Here is an 18,317-nt window from a genome sequence, read left to right as displayed (position 1 = left end):
AATTACTGAAAACCGCTGAAATAACGTGGCCGCTTTATATTGGGGTCGCAATCAAGGTGGGCACACAAAAGGTGTCGGCAATCACCAGCTTTTCCTTGAATCGCAACTGTCCATCCACCACTTTGATGCGGTCTTTGTAGAGGCCTGCGCTAAACACCTTAGTCACGCCGTCCTGGCTGGTTTGCACCACCAGGTAATTGGCTTCGATGCATATCTCATCGCCTTGCACATCCATAATCTTGGGTGCGTTAATCATGTGACGGTCGTAGTGAATGTTGTATTCATTAGCGACTCTCAGCGCCAAAATACGGTCGCGCAACATAGCCTGGTTCCGGCAACATAGCAACGCCAAGGGGTAGCCTCGATCGAAGTTATCGCGCGGTAAAATTTCGTAGCGCGCATCCTCCGTAAAAAGCTCAGTCCACTCTTCCAGCTTGTCGTTATCCAAACGCCAGGCATATTCGATTAGCAGGTCTTGAATTCGTTCCCGATAAGGTGTCATCGTTCGCCTCCTGTGGGTTCCAGATCCATCAAGCGGGCATATTTAGACCAAAAGCCGCGAATGGGAATCTCGTTCACCTTGTTATCGCTCTCGGCAATAATTGGCCCCCGGCCGCCCATTTCCACCACCGAATAAGCATGCCGCTCATCTTTAAAGGCGGTTTGCATGTTCTCAATCACTTCTGCATCTTCCATCGACACGAAACCAGCAGGGCCAATGAAATTGGCCTGATGCTTACGCAGCGCTGCCAGCTCCTCCCCATCATCCTCGTAGCCGAAAATCGTCCAAACAACCTCAAATGAGTTCGGCCCCCGCGGAATCATTTGCCGGGTATTCAAGCAATTATTCATTTGCTGATAATGTGCATTGGGAAACAAGCATGCCAAATACAACCGCATATCGTCGTCATACTGAGGATGAAAACCCAAGAACCAGGTATCTTCCAAACTGACGCGGTCGGCTTTCACACCTTCCGATGCATAGACCTTGGTTGACTCTTCATTCACCAACGAATCGGCTGCAGCCGGGTCGGGGCGATTGAAAACAAAGCTATGACCTTTGGACGCATCAAGCCTGGTGCCACCCGGGTTGGTAACACGATCCAATCCGAATGTAACGAAGAATGAATGCAAAAGACTGGCATGATAGGTGTCACGCAAGTTCTCTTGGTACAACTTCCAATTACCGTTAATGACTTGCTTCTGAAAACCCAAAATCTTGATGGGTCGACACATAATGCGAGAAATCTGCTCCTGATTCAGGGGCCCTAAATAGTCAGGCAAAGAAATCATGTCATGATCAAAAGTCACGAACATCATGCCTTTGAATGACTCAATACGCAGGCGCTTCAGACCATGCTCTTTTTCGTTAAACCCTTTCTCTAAACCGCCTTTTCCGTTGACACCGCGCTTGAAAGGAATCCCAATCAGATCTCCCTCCAATGAGTAACACCAACGGTGATAAATGCACGTATGGGTCTTCTCGTTGCCGAATCGTTCGCGACGAACCATGGCCCCGCGATGCCCGCACCGATTTACCAAAGCAATTAGGCCACCATCTCTTGCGCGGCTTACAATGATTGGGGTTTCACCTACATATGTGGTTTTAAAATCACCCCATTCCGGTATCTCGGCCTCTAATCCAACATAGTTCCAGGTTGACCCATAGAAAATCTTGTCCAACTCTTGGCGGTACAGCGCCTCATCGGTAAATACCCAATAAGGAATACGGCTGTAATCTTTGGTAGGCCATATTTCATCGCCTGATCTTGGTAACATCTGCCACTCTCCTACATTCAATCGCCGCTCATATCACGGCCAACGCCTCAACTTCAATCAGCATGTTATTCAACAGCCTGGGAATCTCAATCATGGTTGACGTAGGTGGCGTTTCGGTACCGAAATACTCCGCCCTTACCTTACGAATACCTTTTGGGTGTTCAATCAGGTCTGTTATATACGTCGTCATACGAACAACATTCGAAAAATCCGCGCCAGCCGAGGCAAGTGACTTCCTTAAATTTTCGTAACACGCACGGGTTTGGGCTTCAATATCGCCCTCACCAATCAGCTTGTTGTTTTCGTCCAAGGGAAGCTGGCCCGATATGAAAACCAGTTTTTGAACGCCAGTTGCTGTTATCACCTGCGTGTAACCACGCGTACTCAAAGAGTCATAAACATTTTTCGGATTAATGTGCTCAACGTGCATGACTCCCCCAATTAACGCGCTACAATCGTGCCATCGGCCAGACGGCGATGGCGCACGAAAAAGCCAAGCTTGGTCAGTGTGGGCTCATCACTCACTGCGTAAAGCATAAGGTCGTTGCTTGGGTCGGTATTCACATGGCGGTACCAGGTTCCGCTGGGGACAACAAAGACATCGTTCTCGTCCCACTCCATCACCTTGCCATTATCCATTTCCGTACGGCCTTTACCTTGAATAACGCAATAAACGGTGCTTGATGTTTTACGTTGGAAGTCAGCCTGAAAACCTGCTTCATGCATGTAAACACCAAACGACAAGGTCGGTACTACTGTTCCACCGGTAATAGGATTGATGTACTCAATGGAGTGGCCGCCGCACGGATCTGGCTCGAATTCGCGTAGATTATTCAACGCCTTGACCGCATCGGCCCAGCGATACACAAACATGGGCGAACCGGTACTCAAGCCACGTTGATGGTCCATAAAAGTAGGCTTGATGCCGCCAACGGAATACGTCTTCACCGAATAATCATCGGTTTTCGTAATCGTTTGGGTCGTACGCTGAACAGCCTTTTCACCTGACTTGACCTCGTAATAGTCGTACTCCATGACCCAGGAGTTATTCAGGTTTTCAGCCAAGGGGAGGTCAAGGATATCAACCCAAATCACTGGCTCGTTACCATCGTTGCCGTGGTTATGCCACGTTCCGTTGGGCGTTAGAATTAAATCGCCACGTGCCATCATGCACTTTTCGCCCTCAACCGCTGTCCAGCCACCATTACCCTGCAGAACAAAGCGGCTTGCACTAGGCGGATGACGGTGCACTTCAGCCGACTCGCCGGGGTTGTACCAGGAACAGCCACCATAAATAGTAGTCGTCATCCAGGCTTTTGGCGCAAGGCCTGGATTTGAAAACAGCAATGCTCGCCTATAGGCCTCTTCCATAGGAACGATGTCAGACGCTTTGGCCAGCAAAGGCTGAATATCTTTCCAATGCCACACAAAGGGGACAGCGGTCGTTCGATTCGCTGGGTTCTCAATAATTTCGCGCTCAACCCAATACTCAGTTAACCCCAATTGCCTTGAGTTCTTAGTCAGACTCTCGCGCTCTTGAACAACAGTACTCATGTCTCACTCCTTTCCCGCCCCGAACAGGCCTATACACCTACATAACGCTCAAGCAACTCAGGCTGAGCCTTCAAACTGGCTGATGAGCCAGACCACACCACCTTACCTTTCTCAACAATATGGTGGTTGTCGGCCAAACGAAGCAACGACGCAATGTTTTTGTCGATCACAATGACGGTTTGCCCCATGCGCTTCAATTCGGCCAAGCAATCCCAAATTTCTTTTCGCACCAATGGCGCCAGACCCTCGGTTGCCTCATCAAGTATCAACAACCGAGGATTGGTCATCAGCGCTCGCCCGATGGCCAACATTTGCTGCTCACCACCTGATAAGTTACTACCCAGATTTTTTGCACGTCGCTCCAACGAAGGAAATAGCTGAAAGATTCTTTCGAGCGTCCATTTGCTGTCTGATCCTCCGGCATCCCTTGCTGTAGCAGTCAAGTTCTCACGCACGGTCAAATTCGTAAAAATTTGCCGCCCTTCAGGAACAAGACCTAAGCCAAACCGTGCTACCTGATAAGGCGGCAGCTTGTGCAAGGGCTTGCCCTCGAACAAAACCTGCCCCCTTGCAGGATTCAACAACCCCATTATGCTTTTCACAGTGGTAGTTTTACCCATGCCATTGCGGCCGATCAGTGTGCAGAACTCGCCTTGCCGAACCGAAAACGACATACCGAACAACGCTTGGCTCTTATCGTAAAACGACTCAATTTCTTTAACTTCAAGCATCGCGTTCGTCATATCGCTTCCTCCTGATCACCCAGGTAAGCCTCTTTGACCTGTTCATTCTCGCGAATCTCTGCGGGTGTCCCCGTGACAAGTACTCGCCCATAAATCAACACCGAAATTCGATCCGCCAACGAGAAGACAGCATCCATATCGTGCTCGACCAGCACAATCGGATACTGCCTCTTGATCTCTTTAAGGAGTGTCACCATTTCCACCGACTCTGCCTGACTCATACCCGCCATCGGTTCGTCGAGCAACAGCAATTTCGGCTTCGTCGCCAATGTCATGGCCAGCTCTAATTGCCGATATTCACCATGGGCCAGTGACGAGACTAATGAACTTTCGCGGCTACGTAGCCCGCACAAGTCAAGAAAATGGTGCGCCTCTTCCAACAAGCCCTCATCTTCAAGCACACTTTTTAGGAACGAAAAGCTGTTGGGCTCAGTTGCCTGCGCAGCTAAGATCACGTTTTCCAAGACCGTCATCTCCCGAAAAACCTGGCTGATTTGATACGAGCGACCAATGCCGGCCCTGGCCCGTTGACAAACCGTTAAATGCGTAATGTCATTACCGGCGAAATGGATGCTTCCTTCATCGGGTGTGAGCTCGCCGGAGAGTAAAGATAAAAACGTGGTTTTCCCGGCACCATTTGGGCCTATGACTGCGTGTAGCTCATCCGGCAACAACTCGAAATTGACATGATCTGTCGCCAGCAAGCCACCAAACCGCTTCACTAACCCTTCTATCTTCAATAATGGTTGGTTGTTGCTCATTACTTCCGACTCCAATAACCCACATAACCAAAAATACCATTGCGTGCTGTCAATACAACTATGATCACAAACACCCCAAGCACTGCCAACCAATGTTCATTAATCAGCTCACCTAATGACGGAAACAGGCTGGAGTGAAAATTAGAAAGCTGCTCTTCCAGCAACAGGAATACCAAAGCGCCTACAACCGGGCCAAAAACGGTAAACATACCGCCCAGAATCACCATAATGATGAGCTCGGCCGACATCGTCCATTGCATGTAAGACGGTGAAGCGTACAGTGTTAGATTGGCCAACAAGAACCCTGCCAACACGCACAACAGCGCTGAAATGACGTAAGCAGTGAGCTTGTAACGGAAAGTTGGGAAACCCAAGGCCTGCATACGCCGCTCATTTGACTTGCTGCCTCGAATGACCATACCGAAACGCGATTTGATTGTTTTGTTGAAGCACCAGAGCGCAGCAACCAAACAGACAAAAATCACGTAGTAAAGAACATAGGGATTCGAGAGGTCGAGAAAGTAAAGATCGCTGTGGGCGGTTACCGCCCGACCATCCTCACCCCCATAGGCTCGTAAGGTGATGGTAAGGAAGTAGCCCATTTGCGCAAAGGCCAGCGTGATCATAATGAAGGTCATGCCGGTTAGCCGCACCACCACAGCACCAATGAACAGGGCAAATACCGCGCCAACCGCTAAGGCCACGGATAGCTGCAACCACCCATTGGAAATACCATGGAAGTCAAGCATACCCACGCCATAGGCACCAATACCAATGTACAGGGCATGACCCAGGCTGGTCATTCCCCCAAACCCTAATATAAGGTTCAAACCAACCGCAGCCAGTGCGTAGATCATGATGCGCGAATACATAGCCAGGTAGAACGCGTCGTTCAACGCAAACGCAAACAATGGAATAACCGCAAACGCCAGAATAACGAGCCCTGCTACCCATATTTTTAAGTCGCGAAAATCAATATTAGCCATGCTTCACCGGAAATAAGCCTTGAGGTTTAAAAGCCAGCACGATTGCCATGAGGATGTAGATGAGCATTGAGGCGATCGCTGGCCCAACAGCTTGCCCCACACTCCTTTCGAAAATTTGCAACAAGCCGATTTGCAAGTAGATGCGACCGGCCGTGTCGATCAGGCCAACAATTAGCGCGCCGTAGAATGCCCCGCGAATCGATCCGACACCGCCAATCACAATGACGACTAAGGTTAGGATGAGAATGGGCTCACCCATACCTGGCTGCACCGATACCAATGGGGCAACCAACAAGCCGCCCAAGCCTGCCAAGCCTGCCCCCAAAGCGAACACCACTGTATTCAAAAACTTGATATTCACGCCCAGGGCGGACACCATACTGGCATTATTGGCTCCCGCGCGAATCAGCATGCCTAACCGCGTTCGGCTAATGAGCAGGTACAAACCCAAGACCACCAGCAGACCAGCCAAAATAATGGCAAAACGGTAAGCAGGATAGCTCTGACCAAAAATGCTCACCGTGCCACTCAACATATCGGGAACATTGATAAATACGGGCGACGCGCCCCATATATAACGAACCACTTCATTTGCAATGAGCAGCAAGCCAAAAGTACATAACACCTGATCAAGGTGGTCGCGCAAATAGAGTTGCCGTAACAACGTCCTTTCAACGATGACACCCAAAATCATGGTTGCCGCAACGGCCGCTATGATGGCGACTGTGAACGAGCCGGTTTTCGCGGCTACAGTTGCCCCAACATAGGCCCCCACCATAAAAATCGACCCATGCGCCAAATTCAGAAAATTCATAATGCCGAAAATCAGTGTTAAACCTGCCGACATTAGAAAAAGCAGCGCTCCCAACTGAACGCTATTCAAAAGTTGCGCAACAAAAAGGGACATACTCATTGAACACCTGATCTCTGTGAACGCATTACGATCAACCCCCTAGACACACCGCTCTTAACCCTATCGGCCAGGGCGCGGCGCGCATGTTGTGCGCCGCACCCTTCACCGAAGGAGCAGGAAGATAATTACTTCATTGGGCAAAGATGAGCAAAACCATCTTGAGCCTGCACCATCGGCGTGGCAATACGACGCACATTCATGCGACCTTTATTGTCTTTATAGGCTTCAAAAACATGGAAATCTTGGATGGGGAAATGGTTGTTTCCGAACTTAAAGTCACCACGCAACGACTTAAAATCAGCCTCTTTCAAAGCGGCCCGAAAAGCGTCTTTGTTAGAAATATCACCATTCACTTTCTTCAGCGCAGAATCAATCAGAAGCGCTGAGTCGTAGCCCTGTGCAGCATATTGGGAAGGAATACGGTTGTATTTGGCTTCGAAAGCCGCAACAAAATGCTTGCTGGTTTCGTTATCAAAGTCGGGCCCCCAGAAGGAACCGTTTACCGCACCCGTTGCCGACTCACCCTGGGCAGGTAAGTTAATGCCTTCTGTGGTGGCGGTGTTCAGCAATGGAATATTCTTCAAACCAGCCTGAGCATATTGCTTCACAAAATTCACACCCAAGGCTCCGGGGTAAAACACATACACAGCATCAGGACCTTCAGCCTGAATCATTGACAATTCGGCGGAAAAATCTTGCTGCGCAACAGGCGTGTACACTTCATTCAGAAGAGGTTTGCTATAGGCTTTTTTAAACCCAGCCACAAAGTCTTTGCCTGCTTGGTAGTTTGGTGCTAACGCAAATACTTTCTTGTAACCTTTTTCTTTGGCGTACCTCCCTACCACTTCAGACAACTGATCATTCTGCCATGTAGTGGTAAAGAAATTTGGCACACAACCCTCGCCCGCTATCAGCGCTGGACCAGTGTTCGAAGCCACCAGGAAGGCGCCTTTATCGGAAATTTTCTTGTACACCGCCAAAGCAATGTGCGTGTAAGTTATCCCAGTAAACAATTCAACCTTCTCGCGATCAAGCAGCCGATCAACAATCTGGCTAGCCACGTCTGGCTTGAATTGCGTATCTTCCTTGATAATTTGCACGGGCACGCCGCCCAACTTTCCGCCGCGCTCTTCGACCGCCAGCATAAACGCGTCGTACTGATCTTGCCCTGGCGCACCATACATGCCCGCCATCTCGGCCAAGAACCCAATTTTTAACGGCTCGGTAGTTTGCGCCTGCGCGGCCATTGCGCCAAACATACACAAACTTGCACCTGCCAACATTGCCCTAATCTTCATGAAACAGCCCCTTGGTGGTTAAAACCAAGCATCAGCCGATGCCGATACCCGTTGACACAACAACAAACGTTATCTGAAACCAAGCCATTCAAATGCAAAATAAGTACGCAAACATTGTGTACTTAGTTAAAATACTATCAACGTCAATAAATTAATGTCACTAGGGCAAACCCGATTAGGACTCCTCCCTATACGATCACCCAGTGCCATCAACTCTGGCGTCAAACATATTCTTAAAAATCTATTACGCGAAATAGAAAAGCGAAATCATGAAACTTGATAGCATCTTCGATATATACGGCAGCCCAGGCTACTTGTTACGCCGTGGGGGGCAATTCGTTACTTCCATCTTTGAGGGGCTAGCGACAGACGCAAAAGTCACCACCGGCCAAATGACGGTGTTACTGGCCATTTATTTCGAGCCAGGCCTACAGCAACTTGAACTGGCTTCCCGCCTGAACTGGGACGAAGCCACCATGGGCGGAATGATCAAGCGACTTGAAAGCAGTGGCTACATAGAGCGGCGTAGTAGCACTCGCTCTTCCAGAGGCCGCCAAATATATCTAACAGAGGAAGGCCTGCATCTTTATAAAAAGATTCGGCCGAAAATTCTGCAAACGCAACGAAAATTATTGAAAAATCTCAGCACGGAAGAAGCATCTACACTTCTTTTCTTATTGAGCAAATTGCTGAATATTGAGACACCGCACTTCACACCGGAAACATCAAAAGCAAAGAAAAGCAACGGCAAATAAGCGGGCCATTTACATGCCTGGCGAAACGCATTCCTTAACCCTGTCGTACGGTTAAAGAGCAATGCGCCCACACCAGGCACTGGGTATGAAAACCCTGGCGCAAGCCTTCGCATTAGCCGCATGAACCGTGCAAGTTCCGCTGGGTCAATACACAACGAGTTCATGGACTAGCCGTAGGTTTTACGCGAGGGTTTGCCAGCAATCTGAGACGCCGTTATCGCCAACGGCGTCTTTCTTGGCGAGCAATAATTCCTACTTAATAACGAGAAATTCGGTGCGTGGGCGCCACATAGCCTGAAGGCACATGCCGAGCACCTAAATTCAAACTCTCATCAAACCACTCTGTTTTTGAAATGGCGGAAATTAAATCTGAACGCAATGACTGCAAAGAACGGGGCCAGTTGCCAAGCACAAAACCATACAAGTACGACCACCACTGTACATGGTTTGTAATTGAACGTTGCTCTGTTTCCCAGCGCTGAAGAGCAAGAGGCACATCCGTTGACTCTGTAATAATGGTTGCCAGAGCCATTGCGTTGATAAACGCCGTATTCGCCGCCTGCCCTAAATTCGGTGGCATTGCATGCGCTGCGTCACCAATAATGGCGACCCGACCTTCATGCCATTTACGACACCTCACGTTCACCAGCCTATCCCAACGCCCAGCCTCTTGGAACCGTCGGATCAAATCCTCTGCATGGGGGAACTGTTCCATCCATAGCTTTTGATCAATCGGAATTTTTCGACCACGCTCTTCGTTAACTGGTGCGCTCAAGAAAATGTAATTTTGGCCATCAGTGCAAGGGTTGTATAGTAAGCGCCAAGGGCCATTCCAATATTCAATTAACGTATCGTCAATATCACCCTCCTTATGGTCGATCAGCATCCGAATACCAACTTGCGAGCCGAAATCCATCCAGCTCGTGCCAAGAATAGACTCACGAACTCGAGAATACGCACCATCAGCCACAATAACCAGATCTGCTTTGCATTGCTTCCCGTCTTCAAATGTAGCTGTCCCATCTGGCGTGACTCCAATGGCAACGGATGAGGTTTCAATCTCAACGCCATGCTTAATAGCTTGATCAATCAATGCTTGATACAAGTCTGCTCGTGGCGGTAGCAACAACCGATCTTGTTCATTGGCTGTACGCGACATTAGGATTCGACCTTTCCCATCTCGAATTTGCCATTCAGCGATCGCTCGGGCGTTCTCAACCGCCGAGTCATAAGCCCCAATGGCTTCCAACGTCTTCAAACCACTTTCCCACAACCAAATACCAGCACCGAACATTCGCAACTCTGAATTGCGCTCATGAATCCTTACTTTCCAACCCAACTGTGCAAAACGATTCGCAGCAACCAAACCAGACAAACCAGCACCAATGATTTCTACCGAGCGTTGCATAACCGACCTCTTGAATCTAATTAAAGGAAATAAATGAACTGTACTTACCCATAAAAACTAATTAATGTTCTTGAACTTTTGTAGGAAGCTGAATTTTGGCATCCACTTTATTGCGAAATTAATCACTTCCCTTGCGGCACCCGGATTAGCCACTGCATAACTAATCAATTTATTTATCAACGCCTGCTTCATATTGATTACTCCTTATTTTTGTCGCGTAGCCGGTCAAGAATCACGGCAAGGATGATCACGACACCAATAACCAGAGTCTGGAAGTAAGCCGATACACCAATCATGTTCATGACATTAGACAACATGCTAAGAATGATGACGCCGTACACCACCTGACGAATACCGCCCGCACCACCTGTTAACGCCACCCCGCCCAACACAACGGCGGCCAACGACTCCAATGTCAAGTTAGGAGCGGCAATAGGTTGAGCCGAGCCGGTCCAGGCTGTAAGCACAATTGCACACAGGCCGGCGCAAAAACCACTCGAGATATACACCATGATGGTATTGAGACGAACATTCACACCTGATTTTGAGGCTGCCGACACACTTGAACCAATTGCGTAAACATGACGCCCAAAAATCGTATGGCGCAGAATAAAAGCAGCGATGATTGCAGCAAAAAAGCCAATCCAAACCATCACTGGCAAGCCAAGGAAATCAGCAAACCCAACCGCATCAACATAGGCGGGATTGACGTCGTACACAGGAATCCCGCCAGACATAATCAATGCAAGCGCCTGCGCAACTGAAAGCATCCCTAAGGTAACAACCAATGGGCTCGTTTTAAAAAATGCAATAACCGAGCCCGACAACAGGCCCATGACAACGCCTACAACTGGCATCAGTATTACACCGATAACCGGCCCATAATCAGCCATGGCTAACACACCGAAAACACCCGCTAACGACATAACCGCGGCTAACGATAAATCTAGACCACCACTAATAATCGCAAACGCTTGACCCAATGAGATAATGAGAAGCGGAATAGTCTGCCGCGCCAGGTTAACTAAATTGCCTACTGTCAAGAATTTGGGTTCGATCAAACTAGCCATAACTGCAATGGCAATAATAATGATCGGTAGCATGGTGTCGGAGCCCTGCTTTCGCACTTTCCCACCTTCCATACGACTTCCTGGAACCAGACTTGAAATCTTGAACATCAAAAAACCCCTCTTAGCTTGAATGGCAGACGGCATTGGAATCTTGAGCCTCTTCTTTTTGGCCTAAGACGTCAGAAATTATGGATGGCTGATCAGACAATGTTGGATTGGAATATTTATTCACAACCGCACCTGCATACATCGTATAAACGGTGTCACATAAGCTGACTGTCTCAAACAAATCGCTCGAAACCAATACGACACAAACGCCGGTTTGAGCTAGCTCACGAATCCGCTCATGAATACTCATCTTAGCTTCGATATCAATTCCAGCCGTTGGCTCTTCCAGAACCAACACTTTTCGGCTTCGGGCAATAACCCTAGCCATCAAGACTTTCTGCTGATTACCCCCACTCAAACTGGTGATCAGATCACGGGCCGTGCCGTATTTAACATTGAACTTAGCCAGCAATTCATCGACATACGTTAGCTCTTTTTTCTGGGAGACCACCCCATACCGACCAAGCCTATCGAATAAAGCAAGGCTTAAATTCTCTTTTATAGAGAGCGTCGCAAAAATACCGTTACTTGCACGCCCAGATGGAAGATAGGCGATACCTAACGCGACTGCATGGGCGGGATTTCGCGACAAATAAGGCCGGCCATTCAGCTTGAACTCGAGTTTCCTCTCTTGAGCCAAACCAACAAGCTGCTTCGCAATAACGTCAGCACCAGACCCAACCACGCCATATAAACCAATGACCTCGCCGCTGCGAATATTCATAGCGGTTAACTCACTACGATGAGATTCGAGATTCCGAATCTCGAGAACGACATCTCTTTGTTCAGCAGAGTGATCAGCCCTTTGGTTAACTGAAATCTTTTTTCCAGTCAGACGTTCAAGAATAGTATCGGCAGTAATATCAGCACCCATGGAAAACGAGTCGACTATTTTTCCATTACGCATAATGCTGACGCGATCAGCCACCTCTAAAACATCGTCGATATGATGGGTAATCATGATAATCGCAACGCCCTGATCACGAAGATTTCTCAAAACATCGAAAAGTTTTTGTTTTTCAACAGCACCCAACATCGCAGTCGGCTCATCGAACACGACTAAATCAGGAGAACGCATTAAAGTTTTTGCAATTTCAACCATCTGCTGCGTGGCTGTTGGCAGTTCGCCCACGAGCTGCTCAACATCTAAGGACAAACCCAGACGAGCTAACGCACTCTTTACACTTTCAGACTCTTCACGATGCTTAATGCATGTGAACAAGGCACTTTGGGGGGTTGCGCCTAATTGCGCATTTGCTCTTACAGACAAGTGAGGAGCAAGAGAGAGCTCTTGGAAAACCAGTCCAATACCGCATTTCTTTGATTCATTGATTGAGCGAAACCGAACTGGCTGCTTATTCCAACAGAGCTCTCCATTATCGGCGCTATACAACCCACCAACAATTTTTCCGATCGTCGATTTACCAGCACCATTCTCACCCAATAGACAATGAATTTCTCCACGAGCGAAGTCGATTGAAACGTTGTCGAGAGCTTGAGTTGCACCGAAACGTTTGGAGATGTTCTTTAGCGTTAACAAAGGGCCGGTGCCAGGAGGTTGCACGCCTAGCGATGTAGCTGGTGCTTCCATCAACATAGCCTATTTCCTATGAAATCTGCGATCGGTTAATAAAACTCAACTTTAGAATCAGCTTATTGGATAGCCTTGATGCTCCAATCTGCTGGTGGAATTTCATATATGTGATAGGGATGTATATCAACGTTATCCGGCTTAATTAACTCCGGAGGAGTCAACACATACGGATAAGGCAATGCACCATCATTAATCAAGCTGGGCATTTCTTTTCCTTCGTTCTCGCGAATGGCATACTGAACGATCAGGCGGCCCATGATGATGCCCGGTTCGGACACAATTCCCAAGAAGCGACCATCTTTAACCATCGGGATCGCCTCTCTAACGACCGAGCTGGAAACTACTTGCACATCACGTTTTTGCTGGCGTACTGCCTGAGCTGCGCCCATACCAAGTGAAATTTCAGGGGTATAGATAAACTTAGCCTCAGGGTTACGCAGCAACAAGTCTGATGCCTGTGCCATCCCTTCGGAAAGACCTACATTACCTCTGAATGCACCATCCAGAACCTTCAAACCGTTACACTTTTTGGCCTCCTCAGTAAACCCCACGTAGCGAAGACGCGTCCACTCGGCACCAGCAGGGCCAGGAATAGTGATAACGGTTGCGTTCGGATCCTTTTGGCATACTTCTTTTGCCAAAACCTGACCGATCGAAGTTTCATCTTGGCCTACACCAAACGTGACGTTGGGGCTATTCACAGGGATACCCACTGCCAAAACCTTAGTACCAGCTGCATTCAACTGCCTAAAGATTGGGTCATAGCCATTAAAACTTGCTGCACCGATAACAGCGTAGTCGACGCCTAATGTTTTCAATGCTTCTAACTGGGCAAACTGTTCCCGCACATTACCGTAAGCGCCCGCTACGGAAACTTGCACTAGTTCAACTCCAGAACGTTTAGCCTCATCCTCAATGCCGTATGCAATGCCTTTCCAGAAATCGTCATGCAAATGAACTAAAGTGACACCAATTGAGAGCGATTTTTCAGCCTTAATTGGCTCGATCAGCCCTTGAAAGCGGTCCTCTGAGTCAGCTGCATGAGCCGCATTAACAGATAACGCGCCTACAAAAGCAAAAGTCATAACCTGTAAGAACCTACGTACCCCTCTGCTAACTTGAAACTTTTTATCTTTCAACACGGCCTTCTCCTTTTTGGAATAAGCAAAACAACACAGATCAATCTATTAGCTGGCCTTGACCAGTTTCTTCGTTGTACACATATAAGCCTGCCAAGAACGTTTTGGTGCGTTCGTACCAACGACGCTTGCGCGTTGGAAGCGGCGTACGATCGATGGGCTGGCCACCCTGGAAGATGTAGTCAAATCGAGAGGGCTTCTGGAGCAAGGTGATGTCCTTGGTTGGATCACCAGGCAATACCAGAATATCGGCCAGACGCCCTGCCTCCAACTTGCCAATATCATTCTTATAACGAGGCATCAGTCGTGTTACGGCCAATGTATTTGCATGAATGGCCTCTAGTGGGCTCATGCCCAAAATATCAACAAATATCTGCATTTCCCGAGCATGCCAATTACCATAAGGCACGGGCGACCAACCACTTTCACTGCCCGCCAACAGGGGAACGCCAGCGTCGTATGCCTTGCGCAAGTTCTTGCTGGCTGCCTCGACCTCACGCTTAAACGCCGAACTGCTTGATGCACCCGCCATAGCGGTGTCTGCTTCAATCAAGTTCACCAACAAAGTAAGCGTTGGTGTAATAACGCAGTTATTCTTAAGACATGCCTCAATACCTGCCTCGTCAAGATAGGAAGCATGAAAAATATTGTCGAAACCCGCCAAAGCAGCGTCGCGCGCAGACTCTGTTGACCGCGCGTGAATACTGCAAATTTTGCCGAGCCGATGTGTTTCGTTAGCAATAATCTGCAATTCTTCCAGCGTAAATGCGGAAACACCTAGTGCATCGGGTGTAATCAGGTTATCGTTTGAACCGGAAACCTTGATCGCATCCACCTCCTCTTTAACTTGCAATCGCACAGCTTCGACAAGATCACTCTTGGTTTTGACCAAAACAGCGGCTTGTCCAGGTGGAAACTCCATATTGCTTGGGAAGGAGTCTTCCAAACCTTGACGGTTCGTAATTTGCTTACCCGAAACGGTAAAACGTGGCCCGGGATACATACCAGAATCAATGGCGTCTCGCACGGCCTGCGCAACGGCGTAGGTGGTTGCAGCATCAAAGGCACTTGTCACACCCGCTTGCAGCACCTTTTTGGAGTAATACAAAGCCTTAATCGCTCGGAACTCAACCGGTGTGTATAAAGCGTTTTCTTCTTCCGAGCGGGACTCACCGAAAGAAATGTGTGTATGGCCATCGACCAGGCCCGGCATAATTGAACGCCCCGGCAAGTCAATGAGCTCGTATTCATTTGCGTTGTAATGCGGCGGCAATAACTGGGCTTCACCCACCCAAACGATCCGCTCTCCATCGATCACAACCGCCCCATTCTCGATAGGGTTGTTCAAGGTGCCGTCGATGACCTTACCCTTTAAGAGATAGCCCTTGTACGTCGTCATACCCTCTTCCTTTACTAAAGCGTTCTATTGAAAAACTCGCGCGCCAGCGCAAGAAAAGTTGGCGTACGCTCAACTGCCACAGAATGTGAACATTGGCTTAACAACACTAAATCGGCATTACTTAACTTGGCAGAAATCTGCTCGGAGCAAGAAGGCGGAAAAGCGCCATCATTTCGTCCATGCAACATTAGTACGGGGCATGAGACTTTGTTCAACGTCTCACCCGAAAGCACTGAGGCGTCGATATAACGCTGCTGCTCCCCTTCAAACATGGAATCAAAATAATCGGCATACCCGGGTGCATAAATTACTTTTTCACGGGTTTCCAAATAAGCCTCATCAATACCCGAAGTGTCATGAATTAAACGTGACAAGGCGGCAACCAGCTCTTCTCGATTTCTTGGACATGTCCAGGTTCGACGCACCCCTTCATTCATTTGGAAAGGCGCACCCATTGCCCCCGTTGTCATGACCGAGGCGACTTTCGACGACAAACTCGCTAGCGTTAACGCTAGCGATGCTGATAGTGAATGACCGATTACCCCAACTTTCTCATTGGGAATACGGTTGAGCATGGCCTGGGCTTGACGCACCCACAAGTTGTAATCAAAGTAAGGCGCTGCCGGTTTGCGATCACTTTGCCCGAAACCGACCAGATCCATGGCATAGACCTCAAACGTCTCGGTTAAGCCAGGCAACACCGGTCGCCAATTACCGAGACTCGAAGCCCCTGGACCTGAACCGTGCAACATTAAAAGCGCTGGGCCCTCGCCATTGCTGTAATAATTCACCTGAGTGCCTTCAAACTCAAACTTCTCGCTATTCAACGACTTCTCCTTTTACTCTTGAAAAATGACGAGGCCAGCCCACGCAAATGCCTTTGCATTAATCCAGGCTAACAATCGCCTCCAACTCGAAAAGAAAGTCTTCCTTCACCAGACGGTCAACCACCAACAAGGTGTTGGGTGGATACAGCGGCCCTTTAAAGATTTTGGGAAACAGTTCTGCGCGCAACTTCATGAAGGTTTCGATATCTTGGGAGCGGACCATAAATGTCGTGAACTTCACCACATTGTTGAAATCGCCCCCCAAACCTTTCAGCACATCGCCCAGATTGCTAAAGACCTGAAGGAACTGCGCCTCAAAGTCGTTCTTACCCGCAACGCTGCCATCGGCCGCAACCGACAATTGACCCGCCACAAACAACAGTTTTTTGTCGGCTGTGCCCACATGGGAATACAAACCTTGCGCAGGGCAAGCACCCGGGGGGTTCAAATACTCAACTTGGCTCATCTTCTGAAACTCCTGTTTTCACTTGTTGCATTCATCGCTTGTTGCTGGGTTAGCAGAACCAGGCGACGCCCTTAGGCCAAATTTGTATAAAATATAAAGTTGGCCAGATTCGAAAAGTATATATATCAGTTTTTCCAATAAGTATAGGTATTTACACCTATACTTTGTTGTATATAATGGGCACTATCATTTTTCGAATCGTTGAAATATAAAATTAATATTTTTTATACAACTATAAAAACAAGTCTTGATTACTGACTCAAAGAACAGAGAACCATGGCCACATCTCAACAATCTCTAGCAATGACCGCGACACAAACCCTGCCCACGATGGTCTACCAGAAACTGAAAGACGCCATACTGAATGGCGTGTTCAGTCCTGGGCAAATGTTGCGTCAAGACGAAGTGGCTACCAAATTAGGGGTGAGTCGCAGCCCATTGCGCGAAGCATTACCGCGCCTCGAGGCCGACGGCATTGTGGTGTTGCATCCGCGTCGCGGTTATGCCGTTGCCATGCTCGACCCAAAACAAATTACGGAAGTGTTCGACTTGCGCTGCTTGCTTGAAACCGAATTGGCAAAGCGGTCAATCAAAAATCGCACCGAGGCCGACATTGCAAACATCTACGCCATTGTGGCCGAGATGAAAAAAGAAGCCGAAGGGGAAAATGTTGATGACCTTTCGCACTGGTTCAACCTGAACATGCAATTTCACCGGGCTTTGCTGATACCTGCCGATTGCCCGCATCACCTACGTGCACTTCAGCACTCACGAACCCTCATTGAATCTTACATTCGTACGGAAGTTCGATTAACCGGCGACCTTCAAGAAGCCCAGGAGGAGCACAACCTCTTAGCGCAAGCTTTTGTTCTTGGGAACATTGAGAATTTCATCAGCATTACCCGCCAACATTCAGCACATACCAGAGACCGCCTGTTGAGCCGTCTACCGGCCAACTAATTAACCTAAACACAAGGAAAATTAATCAGCATGAAACTCGCTACTATTACGCACAATCAAGTCACTTCTGTTGCTCTAGTCGATGCCAATGCAGAATCGGCACGAACTATTTCGTTGAATGGTCAGCCTGTTACCGACATGATCTGGCTGATTGAGAATTTCGAAATTGCTCAAAAAAGCTGGACACTCAGCAATGCAGTTTCATTTAAAGAAGTCACATTCAATGCAGCCATCCCAAAACCACGGCGCAACGTGATGTGCGTAGGGAAAAATTACTTCGAACACGCGCATGAGTTCACACGCAGCGGGTTTGATAGCAGCGCATCATCAGCGGCCGATGCAATTCCTAAGGCACCAATTGTGTTCACTAAAATGCCCGAAACCGTGGTGGCAACAAACACCAAAATCGGCTACCCGAATGGCCAGAGTAAACAGCTGGATTACGAAGCTGAACTGGGTGTGATTATTGGCAAATCGGGAATAGGAATTAGCAAAGAGAACGCCATGTCGCACGTTTTTGGTTATGTCATTATTAACGATCTAAGGAACCTCTGAAC

General features: G+C 48.4%; 19 protein-coding genes. 3 read left to right on the top strand and 16 right to left on the bottom strand.

The features are described 5' to 3' along the window. Nucleotides 1-34: 34 nt before the first annotated feature. The 9 genes from PuT2_RS14515 to PuT2_RS14475 form a co-directional block, all read right to left on the bottom strand. Nucleotides 35-502 carry a nuclear transport factor 2 family protein gene (locus tag PuT2_RS14515; RefSeq protein ID WP_093971713.1) on the bottom strand — a complete coding sequence of 156 codons (468 nt, stop codon included), beginning with the start codon at nucleotides 500-502 and terminating at the stop codon, nucleotides 35-37. Further along, the gene (locus PuT2_RS14510) at nucleotides 499-1,779 is read right to left on the bottom strand and encodes a Rieske 2Fe-2S domain-containing protein (protein WP_093971712.1); all 1,281 of its coding nucleotides are present in this window, start codon (nucleotides 1,777-1,779) and stop codon (nucleotides 499-501) included. Before PuT2_RS14510 ends, PuT2_RS14515 begins: the two co-directional genes overlap by 4 nt. 28 nt (nucleotides 1,780-1,807) lie before the next feature. After that, nucleotides 1,808-2,209, bottom strand: a complete 402-nt coding sequence (locus tag PuT2_RS14505; protein WP_093971711.1) for a RidA family protein — start codon at nucleotides 2,207-2,209, stop codon at nucleotides 1,808-1,810. Between the two features lie 11 nt (nucleotides 2,210-2,220). Further along, nucleotides 2,221-3,333 carry a cupin domain-containing protein gene (locus tag PuT2_RS14500; RefSeq protein WP_093971710.1) on the bottom strand — a complete coding sequence of 371 codons (1,113 nt, stop codon included), beginning with the start codon at nucleotides 3,331-3,333 and terminating at the stop codon, nucleotides 2,221-2,223. 29 nt (nucleotides 3,334-3,362) lie between these two features. Then, nucleotides 3,363-4,076 carry an ABC transporter ATP-binding protein gene (locus PuT2_RS14495; RefSeq protein WP_093971709.1) on the bottom strand — a complete coding sequence of 238 codons (714 nt, stop codon included), beginning with the start codon at nucleotides 4,074-4,076 and terminating at the stop codon, nucleotides 3,363-3,365. After that, on the bottom strand, nucleotides 4,073-4,837 hold the full coding sequence (locus tag PuT2_RS14490) for an ABC transporter ATP-binding protein (RefSeq protein ID WP_093971708.1): 765 nt from the start codon (nucleotides 4,835-4,837) through the stop codon (nucleotides 4,073-4,075). Before PuT2_RS14490 ends, PuT2_RS14495 begins: the two co-directional genes overlap by 4 nt. After that, nucleotides 4,837-5,823 carry a branched-chain amino acid ABC transporter permease gene (locus tag PuT2_RS14485; RefSeq protein WP_093971707.1) on the bottom strand — a complete coding sequence of 329 codons (987 nt, stop codon included), beginning with the start codon at nucleotides 5,821-5,823 and terminating at the stop codon, nucleotides 4,837-4,839. The genes PuT2_RS14490 and PuT2_RS14485 overlap by 1 nt, the downstream gene beginning before the upstream one ends. Continuing rightward, nucleotides 5,816-6,736 (bottom strand): branched-chain amino acid ABC transporter permease, encoded by a 921-nt coding sequence (locus PuT2_RS14480; RefSeq protein WP_093971706.1) that lies wholly within the window; start codon nucleotides 6,734-6,736, stop codon nucleotides 5,816-5,818. The genes PuT2_RS14485 and PuT2_RS14480 overlap by 8 nt, the downstream gene beginning before the upstream one ends. Before the next feature lie 125 nt (nucleotides 6,737-6,861). Beyond that, nucleotides 6,862-8,034 (bottom strand): ABC transporter substrate-binding protein, encoded by a 1,173-nt coding sequence (locus tag PuT2_RS14475; RefSeq protein ID WP_093971705.1) that lies wholly within the window; start codon nucleotides 8,032-8,034, stop codon nucleotides 6,862-6,864. A 269-nt stretch (nucleotides 8,035-8,303) separates the two neighbouring features. On the opposite strand from PuT2_RS14475, the gene PuT2_RS14470 reads away from it, so the two are divergent. After that, nucleotides 8,304-8,789 (top strand): MarR family winged helix-turn-helix transcriptional regulator, encoded by a 486-nt coding sequence (locus PuT2_RS14470; protein WP_093971704.1) that lies wholly within the window; start codon nucleotides 8,304-8,306, stop codon nucleotides 8,787-8,789. A gap of 256 nt (nucleotides 8,790-9,045) precedes the next feature. Here the strand turns inward: PuT2_RS14470 and PuT2_RS14465 are convergent, their stop codons facing one another. The 7 genes from PuT2_RS14465 to PuT2_RS14435 form a co-directional block, all read right to left on the bottom strand. Then, nucleotides 9,046-10,197, bottom strand: coding sequence for an NAD(P)/FAD-dependent oxidoreductase (locus PuT2_RS14465; protein WP_093971703.1), 1,152 nt, complete (start codon nucleotides 10,195-10,197; stop codon nucleotides 9,046-9,048). Between the two features lie 197 nt (nucleotides 10,198-10,394). Next, nucleotides 10,395-11,375 (bottom strand): ABC transporter permease, encoded by a 981-nt coding sequence (locus PuT2_RS14460; RefSeq protein WP_093971730.1) that lies wholly within the window; start codon nucleotides 11,373-11,375, stop codon nucleotides 10,395-10,397. A gap of 13 nt (nucleotides 11,376-11,388) precedes the next feature. Then, the gene (locus PuT2_RS14455) at nucleotides 11,389-12,972 is read right to left on the bottom strand and encodes a sugar ABC transporter ATP-binding protein (protein WP_254047019.1); all 1,584 of its coding nucleotides are present in this window, start codon (nucleotides 12,970-12,972) and stop codon (nucleotides 11,389-11,391) included. Between the two features lie 56 nt (nucleotides 12,973-13,028). Beyond that, nucleotides 13,029-14,111 (bottom strand): substrate-binding domain-containing protein, encoded by a 1,083-nt coding sequence (locus PuT2_RS14450; RefSeq protein WP_254047018.1) that lies wholly within the window; start codon nucleotides 14,109-14,111, stop codon nucleotides 13,029-13,031. 37 nt (nucleotides 14,112-14,148) lie between these two features. Further along, complete coding sequence (locus PuT2_RS14445) at nucleotides 14,149-15,456, bottom strand: amidohydrolase family protein (protein WP_254047017.1); 1,308 nt, start codon at nucleotides 15,454-15,456, stop codon at nucleotides 14,149-14,151. Nucleotides 15,457-15,521: 65 nt separating this feature from the next. Next, nucleotides 15,522-16,334 carry an alpha/beta fold hydrolase gene (locus PuT2_RS14440; RefSeq protein WP_254047016.1) on the bottom strand — a complete coding sequence of 271 codons (813 nt, stop codon included), beginning with the start codon at nucleotides 16,332-16,334 and terminating at the stop codon, nucleotides 15,522-15,524. 58 nt (nucleotides 16,335-16,392) lie between these two features. Then, the gene (locus PuT2_RS14435) at nucleotides 16,393-16,800 is read right to left on the bottom strand and encodes a RidA family protein (RefSeq protein ID WP_093971701.1); all 408 of its coding nucleotides are present in this window, start codon (nucleotides 16,798-16,800) and stop codon (nucleotides 16,393-16,395) included. 276 nt (nucleotides 16,801-17,076) lie between these two features. Here PuT2_RS14435 and PuT2_RS14430 point away from each other — a divergent pair, with 276 nt between their 5' ends. Then, nucleotides 17,077-17,760 carry a GntR family transcriptional regulator gene (locus tag PuT2_RS14430; RefSeq protein ID WP_093971700.1) on the top strand — a complete coding sequence of 228 codons (684 nt, stop codon included), beginning with the start codon at nucleotides 17,077-17,079 and terminating at the stop codon, nucleotides 17,758-17,760. A gap of 30 nt (nucleotides 17,761-17,790) precedes the next feature. Next, nucleotides 17,791-18,315, top strand: a complete 525-nt coding sequence (locus tag PuT2_RS14425; RefSeq protein WP_093971699.1) for a fumarylacetoacetate hydrolase family protein — start codon at nucleotides 17,791-17,793, stop codon at nucleotides 18,313-18,315. Nucleotides 18,316-18,317 lie beyond the last annotated feature (2 nt).

This window comes from Pusillimonas sp. T2, from assembly GCF_002236805.1.
Taxonomy (GTDB): domain Bacteria; phylum Pseudomonadota; class Gammaproteobacteria; order Burkholderiales; family Burkholderiaceae_B; genus Neopusillimonas.
Note: the sequence above shows the minus strand (reverse complement) of the source record. Positions and strands in the feature narration are given on the sequence as shown.

Bases quoted from the DNA above. Each gene is read 5' to 3' on its own strand.
- PuT2_RS14515 (WP_093971713.1), bottom strand. From the start codon at position 502: ATGACACCTTATCGGGAACGAATTCAAGACCTGCTAATCGAATATGCC.
- PuT2_RS14510 (WP_093971712.1), bottom strand. From the start codon at position 1,779: ATGTTACCAAGATCAGGCGATGAAATATGGCCTACCAAAGATTACAGC.
- PuT2_RS14505 (WP_093971711.1), bottom strand. From the start codon at position 2,209: ATGCACGTTGAGCACATTAATCCGAAAAATGTTTATGACTCTTTGAGT.
- PuT2_RS14500 (WP_093971710.1), bottom strand. From the start codon at position 3,333: ATGAGTACTGTTGTTCAAGAGCGCGAGAGTCTGACTAAGAACTCAAGG.
- PuT2_RS14495 (WP_093971709.1), bottom strand. From the start codon at position 4,076: ATGACGAACGCGATGCTTGAAGTTAAAGAAATTGAGTCGTTTTACGAT.
- PuT2_RS14490 (WP_093971708.1), bottom strand. From the start codon at position 4,837: ATGAGCAACAACCAACCATTATTGAAGATAGAAGGGTTAGTGAAGCGG.
- PuT2_RS14485 (WP_093971707.1), bottom strand. From the start codon at position 5,823: ATGGCTAATATTGATTTTCGCGACTTAAAAATATGGGTAGCAGGGCTC.
- PuT2_RS14480 (WP_093971706.1), bottom strand. From the start codon at position 6,736: ATGAGTATGTCCCTTTTTGTTGCGCAACTTTTGAATAGCGTTCAGTTG.
- PuT2_RS14475 (WP_093971705.1), bottom strand. From the start codon at position 8,034: ATGAAGATTAGGGCAATGTTGGCAGGTGCAAGTTTGTGTATGTTTGGC.
- PuT2_RS14470 (WP_093971704.1), top strand. From the start codon at position 8,304: ATGAAACTTGATAGCATCTTCGATATATACGGCAGCCCAGGCTACTTG.
- PuT2_RS14465 (WP_093971703.1), bottom strand. From the start codon at position 10,197: ATGCAACGCTCGGTAGAAATCATTGGTGCTGGTTTGTCTGGTTTGGTT.
- PuT2_RS14460 (WP_093971730.1), bottom strand. From the start codon at position 11,375: ATGTTCAAGATTTCAAGTCTGGTTCCAGGAAGTCGTATGGAAGGTGGG.
- PuT2_RS14455 (WP_254047019.1), bottom strand. From the start codon at position 12,972: ATGTTGATGGAAGCACCAGCTACATCGCTAGGCGTGCAACCTCCTGGC.
- PuT2_RS14435 (WP_093971701.1), bottom strand. From the start codon at position 16,800: ATGAGCCAAGTTGAGTATTTGAACCCCCCGGGTGCTTGCCCTGCGCAA.
- PuT2_RS14430 (WP_093971700.1), top strand. From the start codon at position 17,077: ATGGCCACATCTCAACAATCTCTAGCAATGACCGCGACACAAACCCTG.
- PuT2_RS14425 (WP_093971699.1), top strand. From the start codon at position 17,791: ATGAAACTCGCTACTATTACGCACAATCAAGTCACTTCTGTTGCTCTA.